Genomic DNA, 16,121 nt, shown 5'->3' on the forward strand with positions numbered 1-16,121 from the left:
GAGTTTGCTTTGCCCGTCAAGAGGATCGGCCATGTCCGGCGCACTGTCCCAGCCCTTTATCGTGATGAAATTCGGCGGCACCTCCGTTGCCCGCCCCGAAAACTGGGACGTGATTGCGCGCCTGGCGCGACGTCATCTCGAAAGCGGCAAACGGGTGCTGATCGTGCATTCGGCGCTTTCCGGCGTCTCCAATGCGCTCGAAGCCCTGCCCGCAGCTGCGATGGACGGCCGGGCCGAGGCCGCGGTGGCCGAGATCGAGGCGCGCCACCGCGAGTTCGCCGGGCAGGCCGGCCTCTCCATCCCGCCCGCGCTTGAGCTGTTGTTCGAGCGTATCGCCACACTCGCGGCCGGCATTGCCCTGGTCGGCGAGGCGAGTGCGCGCGTGCGCGCCGAGCTCATGGCGCACGGGGAACTCATGGCGTCGGCACTGGGGCTCGCGGCCCTCGCCCGGGCCGGGCTCGAACCCACTGCGCTGGACGCACGCGACGCGATTGCGGCCCGCAATAACGGCGAGGATGCCCGCGCCTACCTCGACAATACGTCGGACGCCGACCCCGATGCGGAGCTACAGGCGCGTCTGAACAGTGAGACACTGGTCCTGACCCAGGGTTTCATCGCGCGTAATGCGCGTGGCGACACCGTCGTGCTCGGCCGGGGCGGCTCGGACACCTCGGCGGCCTATTTCGCGGCCAAGCTGCAGGCCGAGAAGCTGGAAATCTGGACCGACGTGCCCGGCCTGTTCAGCGCCGATCCGCGTCTGACCTCCGGGGCCCGCCTTCTCAAGGCGCTGAGCTACGAGGAGGCCCAGGAAATCGCCACCATGGGCGGCAAGGTCATCCATCCGCGCTGCATCGGCCCGGCACGCCGTGCGAATATCCCGGTAGAGGTGCGCGACACGTTTCGTCCGGACCTGCCCGGCACGCGGATTTCCGGCGCACCCGGCGACGACCGGCCCAGCCTGAAGGCGGTCTCGGTCAAATCGGACATCAGGCTGGTGGTCATGGAAGGCGCGGGCATGTGGCGCCAGGCCGGCTTCCTGGCCGACGTCTTCACCGTGTTCAAGACGTGCGGCGTCTCTGTCGACCTGGTCTCGACTTCGGAAACCAACGTGACGGTGAGCCTCGACCCCGATCCGGGGCTCGACACCAACCGGCTCGACCATCTCAAGCGCGAGCTCGAACCGCTCTGCCGGGTGCGCATCATCGAGAACGCGGCCGCGGTCTCCATGGTCGGCTACGGCATAAGGCGGATCCTGCACCAGCTTGCCCCGGCGCTCGAAGCCTTCCAGGACAAGCCGATCCTGCTCGTCAGCCAGGCGGCCAACGATCTGAACTTCACCGTCGTTGTGGATGGACCCGAGGGCAAGGCGCTCGCCGCGCGCCTGCATGAAAGCCTGATCGGGAGTGTTTCGCAAAGCCGGGTCTTCGGGCCGAGCTGGGCGGAGATCACCGGCCCGGCCGAGGCGAAGGACCGGCGCGACCCGCCCTGGTGGCAGGCGCGGCGCGACGCGCTGCTCGACCTCGCGCCCGGCACGGGCGGGCTTTATGTCTACGACCGCGCCACCGTGGCGTCGAAGGCCGCTGCGGTTGCAGGTCTCGGATCGGTCTCGCGCGCCTTCTATGCGATGAAGGCGAACAATCATCCCGCGCTGCTGAATACGATCCACGGAGCCGGGCTGGGCCTGGAATGCGTCTCGATGGGCGAAGTGGCCCATGCGCGCAAGCACGTGAACGCTCTGAAACCGGACGAAATCCTGTTCACGCCCAACTTCGCCCCGCGCGAAGAGTATGAGGCCGCCCTCAGGCTCGGCGTCAATCTGACGATTGACGGGCTGCATCCGCTGACCCAGTGGCCGGAGATGTTCAAGGGGGCGGATCTGATCCTGCGCGTCAATCCCGACCGCCCCAAGGGCCATCACGAGCACGTCAAGACGGCCGGTCCCAAAGCCAAGTTCGGCATTGCGCTCGACATGTTGCCGGCGGCACGCGCGGCGGCTGAAGCAGCCGGCGCGCGTATCGTCGGGCTGCACGCCCATGCCGGGTCCGGCGTGGCTGAGGCCGAGCACTGGCGTGAGATCGGCACTATTCTGGCCCAGGCGGCCGAGCGCTTTAACCATGTTCGCCTGCTCAATGTCGGCGGCGGGCTGGGCGTGCCGGAGATGCCGGACGCCCCCGTGCTCGACCTCGCCAAGGTGGAGCGCAATCTGCAGACCCTGAAGAAGGCGGCGCCCGGCTTCGACCTGTGGATGGAGCCCGGCCGCTATCTGGTTGCCGAGTCAGGCGTGCTTCTGACCCGGGTCACCCAGATCAAGCATACGATGTCGACCCGCTTCATCGGTGTTTCGACCGGCATGAATTCGCTGATCCGCCCGGCGCTCTATGGCGCGCGCCACGAAATCGTGAACCTGACCCGCTTCGGCGACGCCCCGGCGGGAATGGCCTCGATCGTGGGGCCGGTCTGCGAGAGCGCCGATCTTCTGGGCGCCGACCGCCTGATGCCCGAGACCGAAGAGGACGATGTCATCCTGATCGCCACCGCCGGCGCCTACGGTCAGGTCATGGGGTCGCGCTACAATCTGCGCGAGCCGGCGGGTGAATACGTGCTGGACTAGAGACCGGGCCAGACCCGGCCATGACGGCCCGGCGCCTACCCCAGCAGGGCGATATTAAGCAGACCGGAGCCCTTCAGCCCGTTGATGACGAACTCCACGGCGAGGGCGGCCAGGATGATGCCCATGATCCGGATGGAGACGGTGCGCGCGCTTTGACTGATGACCCGGTCGATCAGCGGAGCGATCATCAGCGCGGCGAAGAGCAGTCCCACAATGAGGGTAATCACCCCTGCGAACAGGCCTGCCCGCACGGGGCTGTCCACCTGCTCGGAGAAGATGATCAGCGTGGCGATAGCGCCCGGGCCGACCGTCATCGGGATGGTGAACGGATAGATGCCCGGATTGTCCACGCGCTCCATCTGTCCGCGCTCGCGCTCGGTGCCGGCATTGGAAGTGTGGCGCGCCCCCGAAATCATCGTCAACGCGATCTGGAACAGCAGGATGCCGCCCGCAATGCGGAAGCTGTCGATCCCGATCCCGAACAGACCGAGGATCTGACGCCCGAGAAGCGCGACGGCAAAGCAGGCGATGAAGGTCGCGATCGTCGCCGTGACCGCCGTGGCCCGCCGGCTGGCCTCGGTCTCGCCCTCGGTCAGGGACAGAAACACCGGCATCGCCGCGAGCGGGTTCAGCATCGCGAACATCGCGGCCAGAAACCGGGTGAAGAATTCGATATCCATCGCGAGGCCGTCCGTCTGCAAACACGAGTAGAGCCGCAAAACAAAGCGGCGAACCCGCGCCTTACGGGTTCGCCGCATCCTGCGCAAGCTTTGCAGCACGCGCGTTTGTGCATACTCGACCTGTGCGTTTGGCGCAGGCCCTATTCGGCCGGTTCGGCCGCCTTCTTCGTGCGCCAGACGTCGAACGTGTTCCACACGCCCTCGTCGCCGTGCCAGTCGCCCTTGGTCGCGCCCTTGGAGTATTCGGTGGCGCGCGCTTCGAAGAAGTTGGCGTGCTCGACCCCGTTCAGGATTTCGCTCAGCCAGGGCAACGGGTGTTCGGAAATGCCGTAGATCGGATCGAGCTTAAGCTGCGTCATCCGCCAGTCGGCGATGTAGCGGATATAGGACTTGATATCGTCCGGCGTCATGCCCTCGACCGGACCCATCTCGAAGGCCAGATCGATGAACTTGTCTTCCAGCGCCACGACCGTCCGGCAGCATTCGGCGATCCGCTCCTTGACCTTCGCGGTCAACGCGCCGCTCTCCTCGGCGAAGGTGTGGAAGGTCTTGATCATGCCTTCGCAGTGCAGCGACTCGTCGCGGATCGACCAGGTCACGATCTGGCCCATGCCCTTCATCTTGTTGAAGCGCGGGAAGTTCATCAGCATCGCGAAGCTGGCGAAGAGCTGCAGGCCCTCGGTAAACGCGCCGAACACCGCCATCGAGGTCAGTAGATCCTCGTCATTGTCGACGCCGAACTGGCCGAGATAGTCGTGCTTGGCCGCCATCTCCTCGTACTCCATGAAGGCGGAGAACTCGGAGTCCGGCATGCCGATGGTTTCCAGCAGCAGCGCGTAGGCGGCGATGTGGATCGTCTCCATGTTGGAGAAGGCCGCGAGCATCATGCGCACTTCAACCGGTTTGAAGAGCGGCATGTAGTTTTCCATGTAGTTGGCGCCGACCTCGACGTCCGACTGGGTGAAGAATCGGAAGATCTGCGTCAGCAGATTGCGCTCCTGATCGTTCAGCTTGGTCGCCCAGTCCTTGCAGTCCTCGCCCAGAGGCACCTCTTCGGGCATCCAGTGGACCTGCTGCTGCTTCTTCCAGAATTCGTATGCCCACGGATAGCGGAACGGCTTGTAGGACAAGCTCGTGGTCAAGAGGCCGGGTTTGTCTATCTGTGGCGTGGTCATGGCGATTAATTCCTGAACGGCTTGGTGCGTGCGGCCGGGAGATCGGCGATTCTTCGATGTCCGGCTATCTCAATATATAGTGGTTAAGAGGTGCTGAACGTCCACCCCTTGTGTCTGAGAATGACAAGTTTTCCACGGACACGATCAGTGCAACGCCATCATGAAGGCCGTGACCGGTCCGGCGCAAGGGGGCGGAAGCGCGCACGCCGCAGCCTCCGGCCCGCTGCTCACGCCCGGAACTCATTGCGCGGGACCCTGTTGATAAGGGCAACCTGAAAAAGGAAACCGCGTGACCGAGAAACCTCACTCCATCCTGCTTGTCGAAGACAACGCCATCATCGCACTGGACATGTCCCAGATGCTGGCCAGCTTTGGCTGCGACACGCTGGGTCCGGCCGCCAACGTGGAAAATGCGCTGAGACTCATCGAGCAATCGCCACCCGATGCAGCGATGCTTGATATCAATCTGGGCACCGACCGCAGCTGGCCCATCGCCTATGCGCTTCGCGAGCGCTCCATCCCGGTGATTCTCGCCAGCGGCTACGCGCATAGTGAAATCGAATCGGATTTCGCGGCCACCCCTCTCTTGCCCAAGCCGGTCATGAAAAGCGATCTGCGCCATGCCCTTGTCCGGGTCGGCATCCTGTCATGAGCGGCACCTGGCCCCTTGCCGGAATTGGGCTTGCCATCACATAAAGATATCCTTATACGTGAAGTCGCGCCGATTTGAGCTTCAGCTTGCGGGCGCGGAACAAATTCGGCTAAAGCGAAGCGACGAGAACCAAAAAAGGGCATTCGGCTCACGCCATCCCGTTTAGTTTCCGTCTCTTCCCACCGTCCGCTGAATAGGTTTTCCGCGTCTGAACCGACACCGGAGACCGATCATGACGACCCTGTTCACACTCGCTCCCGCCGCCTCGCCCGTGGCTTCGTCCACGGGATCGATTCGCGCGGTCATGCTGGGTTGCGGCACGGTCGGCTCCGGGGTGCTGCTTCGTCTCCCGCGGGCGATCCGTCTGGAAGCCCTCCTGGTCAAGGACCGGACGCGCGCGAGGCCGACGCGGGCGCCGGTCTTCACCGATATCGACGACATCCTCTCGCTCAGGCCCGAACTCGTGATCGAGGCCCTCCCCGGCGGAGAGGAGGCCGAACGCGCGCTCGAACGCGCCGTGGCGGCCGGATGCCATATCGTCAGCGCCAACAAGGATGTCTGCGCACGCCGGCCCGATCTTGAAGCCCGCACCCGGCAGGCCGGACGGACTTTCGCCTACGCCGCCGCAGTAGGCGGCGGGGTGCCGGTGCTCGAAGCGATCGCGCAGCTGAAGGCCCAGGGCCGGCAACTGATCCGGGCCCGTGCAGTCGTGAACGGCACCTCCAACTTCGTTCTGGACCGGCTCGCCGCCGGGCAATCGCTTGAAACGGCCGTGACCGCCGCACAGGAGGCCGGCTTTGCTGAGGCCGACCCCGGCGCAGATCTCGACGGTCATGATGCCGCGTGCAAGCTCGCCCTGATGGCGCGCACGGCTTGGGGCGTCGATCTCGATCCCCGCGCCATCCCCGCTCAGTCGCTGCGCGACCTCGATCCGGTCGCACCGGCCCGCGCGGTGGAGAATGGCTGCCGCATCCGCCAGGTCGCCAGCCTGCGCCGCGAAGGCGGTACGGTCACGGCGGAGGTCAGGCTCGAAACGCTCAGCCTGGACGACCCGTTGTCGCGCACGAAAGACGAGGCCAATTGCGTCGTGCTTCATGCCGAGACCGGCCTGCCGGTTGTCCTTTCCGGCAAGGGCGCGGGCAAAGGTCCGACGGCAGCCAGCATGCTGGGCGACATCGCCCGCCTGCTCGCGGAGACGTGTTGATGGCGTCAGCAGCCTCCCGAGCCGGCAGCCCGGACGAAGACTGCGGTCCGGCCTGTAGCGAACATGTCGTCAGCCTGGAATTGTCCGGCGGACAGTTCGTCCAGGCGACCGGGCGGTTGACCGGGCCAGCGGGTGCGCCGGCCATCGCCGTGCTCGGCGGTGTCAGCGCAACGCGTTGCCTCGTGACGCAGAACGGACAGGCCGGCTGGTGGCCGGGCGTGGCAGGCGAGGGCCATGCCCTGGATCCGCGCCGCTTCCAGCTCCTCTCGGTCGATTTTCTCGCCGAGAACGTTGCCCCCTTCCCGACCGTCCACGATCAGGCCGAGGCCGTGCTGGCCCTGGCCGACGCGGCGGGGCTCGCACGCTTCGCGGTTGTCGGGGCGAGCTATGGCGGGGTGGTGGCCCTGGCCATGGCCCAGCGCGCGCCGGAGCGTATCGCGAGCCTGGCGCTGCTCGCGGCAGCCGGGCGTGTTCACCCGATGGCGCAAGCCTGGCGCTCCATCCAGCGCGACATGGTCAGCTTTGCGCTGGCGCGAAACGATGGCGCTGGCGGGCTAGAGCTGGCCCGCCGGCTCGCAATGACGACCTACCGCACCCACGAGGAGTTTGAGTCGCGCTTCGTCGAGCCTGCCCCCGGGTCGCGCGATGCCGCCGGGGTGGCCGCGTATCTGAAGGTTCGCGGCGCGCAATATGCCGCCTCGACGGCGCCGGAACGCTTCCTCGCACTGTCGAAGTCGATGGACAGTGTCGAGATCGATTTTGCGAGGATCGACTGCCCGTGCGCTCTGCTCGGCTTCGAGAGCGACCGCCTCGTCCCGCCGGGCGACATCATCTGGACCGCGGCCCAGATTCGCGGCGCCCGCCATGAAATCGCGCCCAGCCTCTTCGGCCATGACGGCTTCCTGAAAGAGTGCGCGCGCGTAAACGCCTTTCTGGAGAGTGTTCTGTGACCCACCGTTTTGCGACCCGGGCCGTGCGCGCCGGACTCAATGCCGATCCCGGCCACAACGCGGTCGTGGCCCCGATCAGCGTGTCGGCCTGCTACCGCCGCCAGGATCCCGGTCAGCCGGGCGCGTTCGACTATGCCCGTACCCAGCAGCCCTCCCGCGCGCTTCTGGAATCGGCACTGGCCGAACTTGAAGGGGCCGCCGGCGCGACCGTCACCGCGTCGGGCATGGCCGCGATCGACCTCATCCTGAACGACCTGCCGCCGCACGCGCGCGTCGTGTGCGCGCATGATTGCTATGGCGGCACGCGCCGCCTGTTCGATGCGCGCGCGGCGCAGCAGCGCATTGCGCTGACCTATGCCGACACGACCGACCCGGACACATTGCAGGCTGCGCTGCGCGAGGGTGCCGATCTGCTCTTCGTGGAAACACCCTCCAACCCGCGCCTGCGCCTCACCGATATCGAACAGGCCGCCCGGCTCGGTCACGATGCCGGGGCGATTGTGGCCGTGGACAATACCGTTCTCACCCCGGCCCTCCAGCGCCCGCTTTCGCTGGGCGCGGACATCAGCGTCTCATCGGTCACCAAGATGCTGAACGGTCATTCGGACATGGTCGGCGGTGTGGTCGCTTGCTCGGACGCCGACCGGCACACGCGCCTGGCGTGGTGGGCCAATGCGGCCGGGCTGGGCGCCAGCGCCTTTGACAGCTTTCTGGCGACCCGCGGCCTGCGCACTCTGCCGCTGCGTGCGCGCGCGCAATGCGAGACGGCGCTCGAACTCGCTTCCCGGCTGGCCGCCCACCCCACAATTGTGCGTATCGACTATCCTTTCCTGAAAGGCCATCCCGGGCGCGGCATCGCGGCCGCCCAGCAATCGGGGGGCGGTCCCCTGCTCAGCCTGGAAGTGTCGGGCGGAACGGCGCAAGCCATCGAGCTCGTCAAATCGCTCCAGCTCTTCACCCTTGCCCAGTCGCTCGGCGGGGTCGAAAGCCTGGTGTGCATTCCGGCGACGATGACCCATGCGGCCATGAGCGCCGAAGCGCGAGCCGAGGCCGGTATTGCAGACGGTCTGGTCCGCCTCTCGGTCGGGATCGAGGATGTGGAGGACCTCTGGGAGGACTTGCAGGCAGGTCTTGAGATCCGGTAGCCGGACCTAGAACGCGTAGGAAAGCGAGATTGCGCCGAAACTGTCGGAAGCCTGCTGGCCCACGAATTGTTCGGAGCGCACGACATAGGTCAGCGAAAGCCGGTAGCGGGCGACGCGCAACACGCCGCCGGCCTGGAAGTCGCCGGTCAGATAGCGCTTCTCGACCGACCGCGAATCCGAAAACGTATTGCCGTCCAGGAACACGTCCTTGCCGACCAGAAAGCCGCCGAACCCGGCAAAGATGTACCCGCCAATCCCGGAGCTCGGCACGAAGAGGCTCGACGGCGCCAGCGCGGGCCGGATGCGCGGCGGCGCGAAATCAGACGAGAGATCGGTGCCGATGCGCAGGGTCGCCCCGGCAGAGGCGCTGGTGCGCAGCGTACCCAGCGTCGCCCCGGCATGACCGATAAGGTCGGTTTGCAGGCCCAGAATGCGGGGCCCCTGGAATCTCTGAAGACGCTGGCCGGAAACGGCAAAAACAAGCTCATTGCCGAGCTGAGTATCCCAGCCCGCCGGCTCTTCGCCGTCGATCAGCCGGTGCCAGTTGGCTTGCACGAACTCGCCGCCGGCCGCCGGCCCGACCAGTCCGATCTCCACCGTCAGCGTGCGTTCGGTCGTCAGCGAGCGCGCACTGGCAAAGCCGGAAAGGCCGAGATAACCCGCATACGGGTGGCTGTCCTCGGGCGGAACGGCGAGTGAGATGTCGTCGGGGGTATAGATGGCGTGGCTGAGCGTGAACCCCTCGCGCAGGTCGGTGCTTTCCAGATCGATCAGCGGATGGAATTTGGCCAGCTCTCGCAGCCAGGGATGGACCCGGTCGGCCGCCGAGACGACCTCGAGGCGCAAGCCGTTGGTATAGTTGTCGTCGCTACGTACGAAATAATCGTTTTCCACGACCAGGGACACCACACTGCCCTCAGGCACGCCTCTGCGCTGCTCTCCCTCGCCCTCTTCTGCGAGGGCAGCGGGGACAGCGCAAAAGGCCAGGACCGCCAGCGCGGCCCGGACGGGAAATCTCATGATGATGGTCTTCCGTGGCAGTTAGTGCTGCAGGCTCAGTGAAAACGCGGCAAAGCCCTCGGAAGTCTCCCACGAATGGGTAGGAATGGAATAGGTAGTTTCGCGATGAACATAGGCCACCGACAGGTCGGCGCCATAGAACCGCATCGCGACACCGGCCTGAGCATCGCCGACCATCGCGGTCTCGCCATAGGCGAACGAGTTGGACAGGCCTTCACCCGGGTCGAACATCACGGTCTCGCGGTCGGCACCGGCGAAGAGCCACCAGGCCGGACGCCCTTCCAGCTCTTCCTTTACGTACTGACCCACGCGCAGGGTCGCCCCGGCCTCGTAGGAGGGACCGAACTGGCCCAGGCTGACCCCTGCGCGCGGGGCGATGCCGACATCCAGGCTGTTGTCGCGGCCGACCGCGTCGAAGCGCGTCTCATAGCTCAGGCCCATTGAACGGGCCCGGTCGGCTCCGATACCCGCCACCCGCATGCCGCCAGCCTCGACATAGTCGGGCGAGACGTTCGAAAACAGGTTGGACGGATCGTTGGCTTCGGAAATCGAGACAATGACGCGCGAATTTCCGGAACTCTCCAGCGTAGCCTCGCGGCCGGAAAAGCCGGACACGCCGCGGCGACCGAAAAGCGGGGAGCGCGCATCCAGTGCATCCGCCGCGAAGCGGGTCACGTTCGGCCGGGTCGATCGGGCGTTGATGTAGGTGGCGGCCGGGGCGGAGGAGAGACTGGTCTCGTTCGCGGCGCGCACGCCGGATTGCGCCTCGATGCGGGAAACCAGCGGACCCATGATCATCGCGCGGGTCTCTTGCGAGGGCCCGGGCAGAGCCGACTGCGCGCTCGCCGTTGCACTCGTGGCAAGGATCGCTGCAGCGGCGGCAATGATATGTCCGGATTCGATCCGCACGGTGTTTCAAGTCCCCGTAAAAGCTTGCATCAGTGCTTTATGAACTCGCAGATACACTACCATGTTCCCGCTCTTTCACACTGAGTATGATGCGGGGCTTGGTTACCGAACTACAAACGAATGACGCAGCTCCCCCGAAGTTTCGCATGCCTGCGTTGATGGAAGGCCACACTCGGTGCGCTGGCGCGTGAACGCCTGACGCACAAGAAAACACCCCGCGCCGAAGCGCGGGGTGTGGATCTTTCAGACACCTGGCCGAGTCTCACTGACAGGAGAGGCATTCGGCGTAATCGGTGGGCGCCGCCTCGCTCATCGCCTTCTCCATCCCGGTCTTTTCCGCAGCCCCGGCGAACGCGGTGCGCTGGATGGATTTCGACCGGCAATAGTACAGCGATTTCACACCCTTCTCCCATGCGGTCCAATGCAGCATGTGCAGGTCCCATTTATTCACATCGCCCGGCAGGAAGACGTTCAGCGACTGTGACTGGCAGATATAGGGCGTGCGGTCGGCGGCATGCTCGATCACCCAGCGCTGATCGAGTTCGAACGCGGTCTTGAACACGTCCTTCTCGTCCTGGGGCAGGCAGTCGAGATGCTGGACCGAGCCCTCGTGCTCCAGGATGGAGGACCAAACACCGGCGGTGTTCTTGCCCTTTTCTTCCAGCAGTTTCTCCAGGAAGGGGTTCTTCACGGTGAAGGAGCCCGACAGCGTCTTGTGGGTGTAGACATTGGCCGGGATCGGCTCGATGCCCGCGCTGGTGCCTCCGCAAATGATGGAGATCGACGCCGTCGGCGCGATCGCCAGCTTGTGGGAGAAGCGCGCCTTGACGCCGCTTTCTTCCGCGTCCGGGCAGGCGCCGCGCTCCTCGGCCAGCTTCACCGAAGCGAGGTCGGCATTCTGACGCAGATGCTTGAAGATTTTCCGGTTCCACGAGCTCGCCATCGCGCTCTCGAACGGCACGTTCATTGCCTGCAGGAAGGAGTGGAAGCCCATCAGCCCGAGGCCGACGGAGCGTTCGCGCATCGCAGAGTAAACAGCCCGGTCCATCTCGGCCGGGGCCCGGTCGATGAAGTCCTGCAGCACATTGTCCAGGAAGCGGAACAGATCCTCGATGAATTGCGGATCGTCCTTCCATTCCAGGTATTTCTCGGCATTGACCGAGGACAGGCAGCACACGGCGGTGCGGTCCTTGCCGTTATGGTCGACGCCGGTCGGCAGCATGATTTCCGAGCACAGATTGGACTGGCGCACGCTCAGGCCCAGCTTGCGCTGGTGGGCGGGCAGCTCCCGGTTCACCGTGTCGGAGAAGATGATGTAGGGCTCGCCGGTCTGCAGGCGCAGCTCCAGGATTTTCTGCCACAGCTTGCGCGCAGAGATCGTCTTGATGACCTCCTGCGTCTTCGGGCTCTTCAGCTCGAAATCCTCGTCCTCGCGCACCGCATGCATGAAATCGTCGGTGATGTTGATGCCGTGGTGCAGGTTCAGGCTCTTGCGGTTGAAATCGCCCGACGGCTTGCGGATTTCGAGGAATTCCTCGATTTCCGGGTGGTGCACGTCCAGATACACCGCGGCCGATCCGCGGCGCAGCGACCCCTGGGAAATCGCAAGGGTCAGCGAATCCATCACACGGATGAAGGGGATGATCCCGCTGGTCTGACCGTTCTGGCCGACCTTCTCCCCGATCGAGCGGATCGAGCCCCAATAGGTGCCGATTCCGCCCCCGTTCGAGGCGAGCCACACATTCTCCGTCCAGGTGGTGACGATATCGTCGAGCGAATCGTGGACCGAGTTGAGGAAGCAGGAGATCGGCAGGCCCCGCTCTGCGCCGCCATTGGACAGGACCGGCGTGGCCGGCATGAACCACAGGCGCGACATGTAGTCGTAGAGGCGCTGGGCATGGTCGGAGTCGTCGGCATAGGCGACCGAGACGCGCGCGAACATGTCCTGGTAGGACTCACCGGGCAGCAGATAGCGGTCGACCAGCGTTTTTTTGCCGAAATCGGTCAGCAGCGCATCGCGCGACCGGTCGATCTTCACCGCCTTGACGAGCGAGAGTTCGACCGATTTCGGCTTGCCGCGGCGGAACTCGCGCGAGGATTTTACGGCGGCGGTGCTCGCACTGTCGAACGCGGTCATGATCGTCGGCTCCCTTGGCGCCAGCGCACACCGGTTGCCTGCCCGAGGGCAGTCCCCAAAAACCGTGTGCCGGCTGGAAAAACTCTAGAACTGGTTACGGCTTCATCCGAAACCGCTACATATAGTGATCGCGCTGCCAAACATCGTCAACGGGTCGAAGGCGGTTCGAGGCGACTTTTTAGTTAACAAAAGGTACCAGAATTCTCTCCGCGCCCGGACTCATTAAGGGATCGGGCGATGCGATTGGCTGGGGAAAAATGTGGAAGACGGGACGCAACTGCACCCCGGCACGAAAACGCCCCCGGAAGCGAATCCGGGAGCGCTCGTGTCAAGCGATTCTGGCTGCGCCGGGCCGGGGTATTTTCTGCCCCGGGCCTGCTCCGTCTACGTCAGGTTCAGCAGTTCCGGGTCGCCGCCCTGAGCCGCGATGTTGATCGTGACGACTCGCTCGGAGGCGAAGCGCGGCAGGTAGTTCGGCCCGCCCGCCTTGGGTCCGGTGCCCGACAGACCTTCACCGCCGAAGGGCTGCACGCCCACGACTGCGCCGGTCATGTTGCGGTTCACGTAGACATTGCCGGCCGGCACGGTCTCGCGAATGACGTCGAAGAAGCGCTGCAGGCGTGAATGCACGCCCAGCGTCAGACCGTAGCCCTTGTCGGCCAGCGCCTTGGCCTGGCCAACCAGGTCGGAGCGCTTGTAGCGCACGACGTGCAGGATCGGACCGAACTTCTCTTCCGGCAACAGGTCGAGCGACGGCAATTCAACCAGGGTCGGCGGCAGGTAATAGCCCTTGTCCTTGAGCTCGCGCGAGAGCGGGGTCTGGTGGACGATCTTCGCCTCCTTGCCCATGCGCTCGATATGCTCTTCCAGGGTCTTCTTCGCGTCCGCATCGATCACCGGGCCGATATCCTTGCTCGGATCGGCCGGATCGCCCAGGGCCAGCGTATCCATGGCGCCTTTCAGCGCCTCGATGACGATGTCTGCCGTATCTTCGGGCAGGAAGATCGCGCGCAGTGCCGAACAGCGCTGCCCTGCCGAGCCGAAGGCGGACAGGATGGCGTCGTCGACCACCTGCTCGCGCAGGGCCGAAGTGTCCACGAACATGCCGTTCAGCCCGCCGGTTTCGGCGATCAGCGGTGTGATCGGGCCATCCTTCTCGGCGAGCGTCCGGTTGATGATGCGCGCCACCTCGGTCGAGCCGGTAAAGGCCACACCGCGCACGCGCTTGTCCTTGACCAGCGCTGCCCCGACCTTGCCGTCGCCGGGCAGAAGGTGCAGCGCTTCGGTAGGAAGCCCCGCCTTCTGGAACAGCTTGACCGCCTCATAGGCGATCAGCGGGCTCTGCTCGGCCGGCTTGGCCAGCACGGTATTGCCGGCGGCCAGTGCTGCGGCCAGCTGGCCGGTGAAAATCGCCAGCGGGAAATTCCACGGGCTGATGCACACGAAGATGCCGCGGCCCTTCAGCTCGATATGGTTTGTTTCCCCGGCCGGTCCGGGCAGGCGCACTGGCGAGGCGAATTTTTCCTCGGCCTGGCTTGCGTAATAGCGCAGGAAATCGACCGCCTCGCGGACCTCCGCCACGCCATCTTCCAGCGACTTGCCGGTTTCGCGCGTCATCAGCGCGATCAGGCGCTCCATCTCGTCCTCGAGCAGATCGCCCATCTTGCGCAGGATGCTGGCGCGCGCGGCCCCGCCGGCATGATCCCATTCGTCGAAATAGGCATGCGCGGTGGAAAAGGCGGTCTCGATATCGGCCTCGCTGGCCTGGGACAGCCTGGCAACCTTGAAGTCGAGATCGGCCGGGCTGAAGGTATCGGTCTCTTCGCCCTTGCTGGTCTTGCCGTTGACGATGGGGCCGGCCGCGTAGGCCGCCTTGGCGTCGAATGTCTTCTGTTCCTCGGCCAGCCGGTCCAGATTGGACCGGATGGTCAGGTCCAGGCCGCGCGAATTGCGCCGGTCCGGGCCATACAGGAAAGGGGGGGCCGGAATGAAGGGGTGGCGATCCATCGTCGCGGCACCCTCGAACGGACCCTGGGCCACATCGGTGGCCGGCACATCGGGATCCAGGAAGGAGTGCACGAAGCTGGTATTGGCACCGTTTTCCAGAAGGCGGCGCACCAGGTAGGGCAGCAAGTCCTTGTGGCTGCCCACCGGCGCATAGATGCGCACCGGCTTCATGTCGTCGAACGCCTCGTAGGCGGCGTTGTAGAGCGGCTCGCCCATGCCGTGCAGACGCTGGAATTCGTAGTCGTCATTGCCCGTCATCTTGGCGATCTCGCGCACGCTGGCGAGCGTGTGCGCGTTATGCGTGGCAAACTGGGGGTAGATCGCTTCGGGCGCGCTCATCATGAGCTCGGCGCAGGAGATGAAGTTCAGATCCGTCGCCGACTTCGTCGACCAGACCGGGAAGTCCGGCACACCGGCTTGCTGGGCGTGCTTGATCTCGGTGTCCCAGTAGGCGCCCTTGACCAGACGCACCGGGAAGCGGCGTCCGGTATCCCGGCCCAGCTTGATCAGCCGCTCGATCAGGTCGCGGCAGCGTTTCTGGTATCCCTGGATCGCCAGGCCCAGCCCGTGCCAGTCGGCCAGGTCGGGCTCGCGCGACAGGCGCTCGAGCACCTTCATCTGGATGACGAGGCGGTCGGCTTCCTCGGCGTCCAGGCACAGCGCAATATCCGCATCGCGGGCGGCTTTCGCCTGCTCCAGAACGCGCGGATAGAGGTGCTCCATCACCTCGTCTTCTTTATAGGCGTGGTACTGGGGATAGAGGGCGGACAGCTTGACCGACACCCCGTCCGCTTCGGTTATCGGCCCGTCCTGGCGGTGCTTGGCCACCACCTCGATCGCGTCCATGTAGCGTTGCTGGTAGCGCTGCGCGTCCTTTTCGGTGCGCGCGCCCTCGCCCAGCATGTCGAAGGAGAAAAGCGGCTTGGCGCCCTCGGGGAATTTCCAGCCGCGACCGCGCTTGATCGCCGCGGAGATCGACCGGCCCAGCACGAATTGTTCGCCCAGGATACGCATCGCCTGACGGGTTGCGGTACGGATTACCGGCTCGCCCATGCGTCCGGCCATCCGCTTGAAGTAGCTGCCCGGGTCATTCTTGGCGTCCGGATCGACTTCCATCAGCGAGCCGGTCAGCATCAGGCCCAGCGTGGAGGCGTTAACCAGCCAGTTTTCCGACTTCCAGGCGTGCTGCGCCCATTTGCCGGAGCCGATCTTCTCGGCGATCAGCGTATCGGCCGTTTCCGCATCGGGAACGCGCAGCAGGGCTTCGGCCAGGCACATCAGCGCCAGGCCTTCCTTGTTCGACAGCCCGAATTCCTGCAGGAAGGACTCCATGAGCCCGGTCCGGTTCTTGCCCTTGCGCGCGCGTTCGACCAGATCGACCGCGGTCTCGCCCGCACTCAGACGCTGGGCATGGTCGAGGGAGATCTGCCCGTCCAGCTGATGAACGGCGTCGCGTTCATCAGCGTATTTGCGGGCGTCGAGCCCGTCCCAATCGATGGAAATAGCAACGTCGTCACGCATGAGAGTATCCTGAAGGCCAAGGGTCGGGTTTTGCCCCCTCTATCAACGCGGGACAATGGTAGTCGTTTCATGGCACGGCAAGTGAAGTCTGCTGCGTGCGCACTTCGCGT

At 65.0% G+C, this 16,121-nt stretch carries 11 protein-coding genes; 5 read left to right on the forward strand and 6 right to left on the reverse strand.

Annotated elements, in window-relative coordinates; all coding sequences use genetic code 11:
- Positions 1–31 precede the first annotated feature (31 nt).
- Entirely contained in the window at positions 32–2,611 is a 2,580-nt protein-coding gene (locus E5162_RS07290) for a bifunctional aspartate kinase/diaminopimelate decarboxylase (protein WP_135944428.1), read from the forward strand.
- Between the two features lie 35 nt (positions 2,612–2,646).
- Here E5162_RS07290 and E5162_RS07295 read toward each other — a convergent pair whose 3' ends face one another.
- Positions 2,647–3,291 carry a MarC family protein gene (locus E5162_RS07295; RefSeq protein WP_158291228.1) on the reverse strand — a complete coding sequence of 215 codons (645 nt, stop codon included), beginning with the start codon at positions 3,289–3,291 and terminating at the stop codon, positions 2,647–2,649.
- A 140-nt stretch (positions 3,292–3,431) separates the two neighbouring features.
- Positions 3,432–4,466, reverse strand: coding sequence for a ribonucleotide-diphosphate reductase subunit beta (locus E5162_RS07300; protein WP_135944432.1), 1,035 nt, complete (start codon positions 4,464–4,466; stop codon positions 3,432–3,434).
- Between the two features lie 289 nt (positions 4,467–4,755).
- Here E5162_RS07300 and E5162_RS07305 point away from each other — a divergent pair, with 289 nt between their 5' ends.
- The 4 genes from E5162_RS07305 to E5162_RS07320 all read left to right on the forward strand — a co-directional run bounded on the left by E5162_RS07305 (position 4,756) and on the right by E5162_RS07320 (position 8,417).
- Positions 4,756–5,118, forward strand: a complete 363-nt coding sequence (locus E5162_RS07305) for a response regulator (protein ID WP_135944433.1) — start codon at positions 4,756–4,758, stop codon at positions 5,116–5,118.
- A 232-nt stretch (positions 5,119–5,350) separates the two neighbouring features.
- The gene (locus E5162_RS07310; protein WP_135944435.1) at positions 5,351–6,322 is read left to right on the forward strand and encodes a homoserine dehydrogenase; all 972 of its coding nucleotides are present in this window, start codon (positions 5,351–5,353) and stop codon (positions 6,320–6,322) included.
- Positions 6,322–7,272: a homoserine O-succinyltransferase MetX gene (gene metX / locus E5162_RS07315; RefSeq protein ID WP_135944436.1), complete on the forward strand. Its 951-nt coding sequence runs from the start codon at positions 6,322–6,324 to the stop codon at positions 7,270–7,272. The genes E5162_RS07310 and metX overlap by 1 nt, the downstream gene beginning before the upstream one ends.
- Entirely contained in the window at positions 7,269–8,417 is a 1,149-nt protein-coding gene (locus tag E5162_RS07320; RefSeq protein WP_135944438.1) for a trans-sulfuration enzyme family protein, read from the forward strand. The genes metX and E5162_RS07320 overlap by 4 nt, the downstream gene beginning before the upstream one ends.
- Positions 8,418–8,423: 6 nt before the next feature.
- Here E5162_RS07320 and E5162_RS07325 read toward each other — a convergent pair whose 3' ends face one another.
- The 4 genes from E5162_RS07325 to putA form a co-directional block, all read right to left on the reverse strand.
- The gene (locus E5162_RS07325) at positions 8,424–9,437 is read right to left on the reverse strand and encodes a lipid A deacylase LpxR family protein (protein ID WP_135944440.1); all 1,014 of its coding nucleotides are present in this window, start codon (positions 9,435–9,437) and stop codon (positions 8,424–8,426) included.
- A 21-nt stretch (positions 9,438–9,458) separates the two neighbouring features.
- Entirely contained in the window at positions 9,459–10,346 is an 888-nt protein-coding gene (locus E5162_RS07330) for a DUF2219 family protein (RefSeq protein ID WP_135944441.1), read from the reverse strand.
- 262 nt (positions 10,347–10,608) lie between these two features.
- Positions 10,609–12,483: a ribonucleoside-diphosphate reductase subunit alpha gene (locus E5162_RS07335; RefSeq protein WP_135944443.1), complete on the reverse strand. Its 1,875-nt coding sequence runs from the start codon at positions 12,481–12,483 to the stop codon at positions 10,609–10,611.
- 384 nt (positions 12,484–12,867) lie between these two features.
- Positions 12,868–16,011: a bifunctional proline dehydrogenase/L-glutamate gamma-semialdehyde dehydrogenase PutA gene (gene putA, locus E5162_RS07340; RefSeq protein ID WP_135944445.1), complete on the reverse strand. Its 3,144-nt coding sequence runs from the start codon at positions 16,009–16,011 to the stop codon at positions 12,868–12,870.
- Positions 16,012–16,121 lie beyond the last annotated feature (110 nt).

Origin of the sequence: Marinicauda pacifica, assembly GCF_004793635.1 — a bacterium.
Classification (GTDB): domain Bacteria; phylum Pseudomonadota; class Alphaproteobacteria; order Caulobacterales; family Maricaulaceae; genus Marinicauda; species Marinicauda pacifica.

Coding starts and splice junctions, on each gene's coding strand:
- metX (WP_135944436.1), top strand. CDS start 6,322: ATGGCGTCAGCAGCCTCCCGAGCCGGCAGCCCGGACGAAGACTGCGGT.
- E5162_RS07300 (WP_135944432.1), bottom strand. CDS start 4,466: ATGACCACGCCACAGATAGACAAACCCGGCCTCTTGACCACGAGCTTG.
- putA (WP_135944445.1), bottom strand. CDS start 16,011: ATGCGTGACGACGTTGCTATTTCCATCGATTGGGACGGGCTCGACGCC.
- E5162_RS07335 (WP_135944443.1), bottom strand. CDS start 12,483: ATGACCGCGTTCGACAGTGCGAGCACCGCCGCCGTAAAATCCTCGCGC.
- E5162_RS07295 (WP_158291228.1), bottom strand. CDS start 3,291: ATGGATATCGAATTCTTCACCCGGTTTCTGGCCGCGATGTTCGCGATG.
- E5162_RS07325 (WP_135944440.1), bottom strand. CDS start 9,437: ATGAGATTTCCCGTCCGGGCCGCGCTGGCGGTCCTGGCCTTTTGCGCT.
- E5162_RS07290 (WP_135944428.1), top strand. CDS start 32: ATGTCCGGCGCACTGTCCCAGCCCTTTATCGTGATGAAATTCGGCGGC.
- E5162_RS07310 (WP_135944435.1), top strand. CDS start 5,351: ATGACGACCCTGTTCACACTCGCTCCCGCCGCCTCGCCCGTGGCTTCG.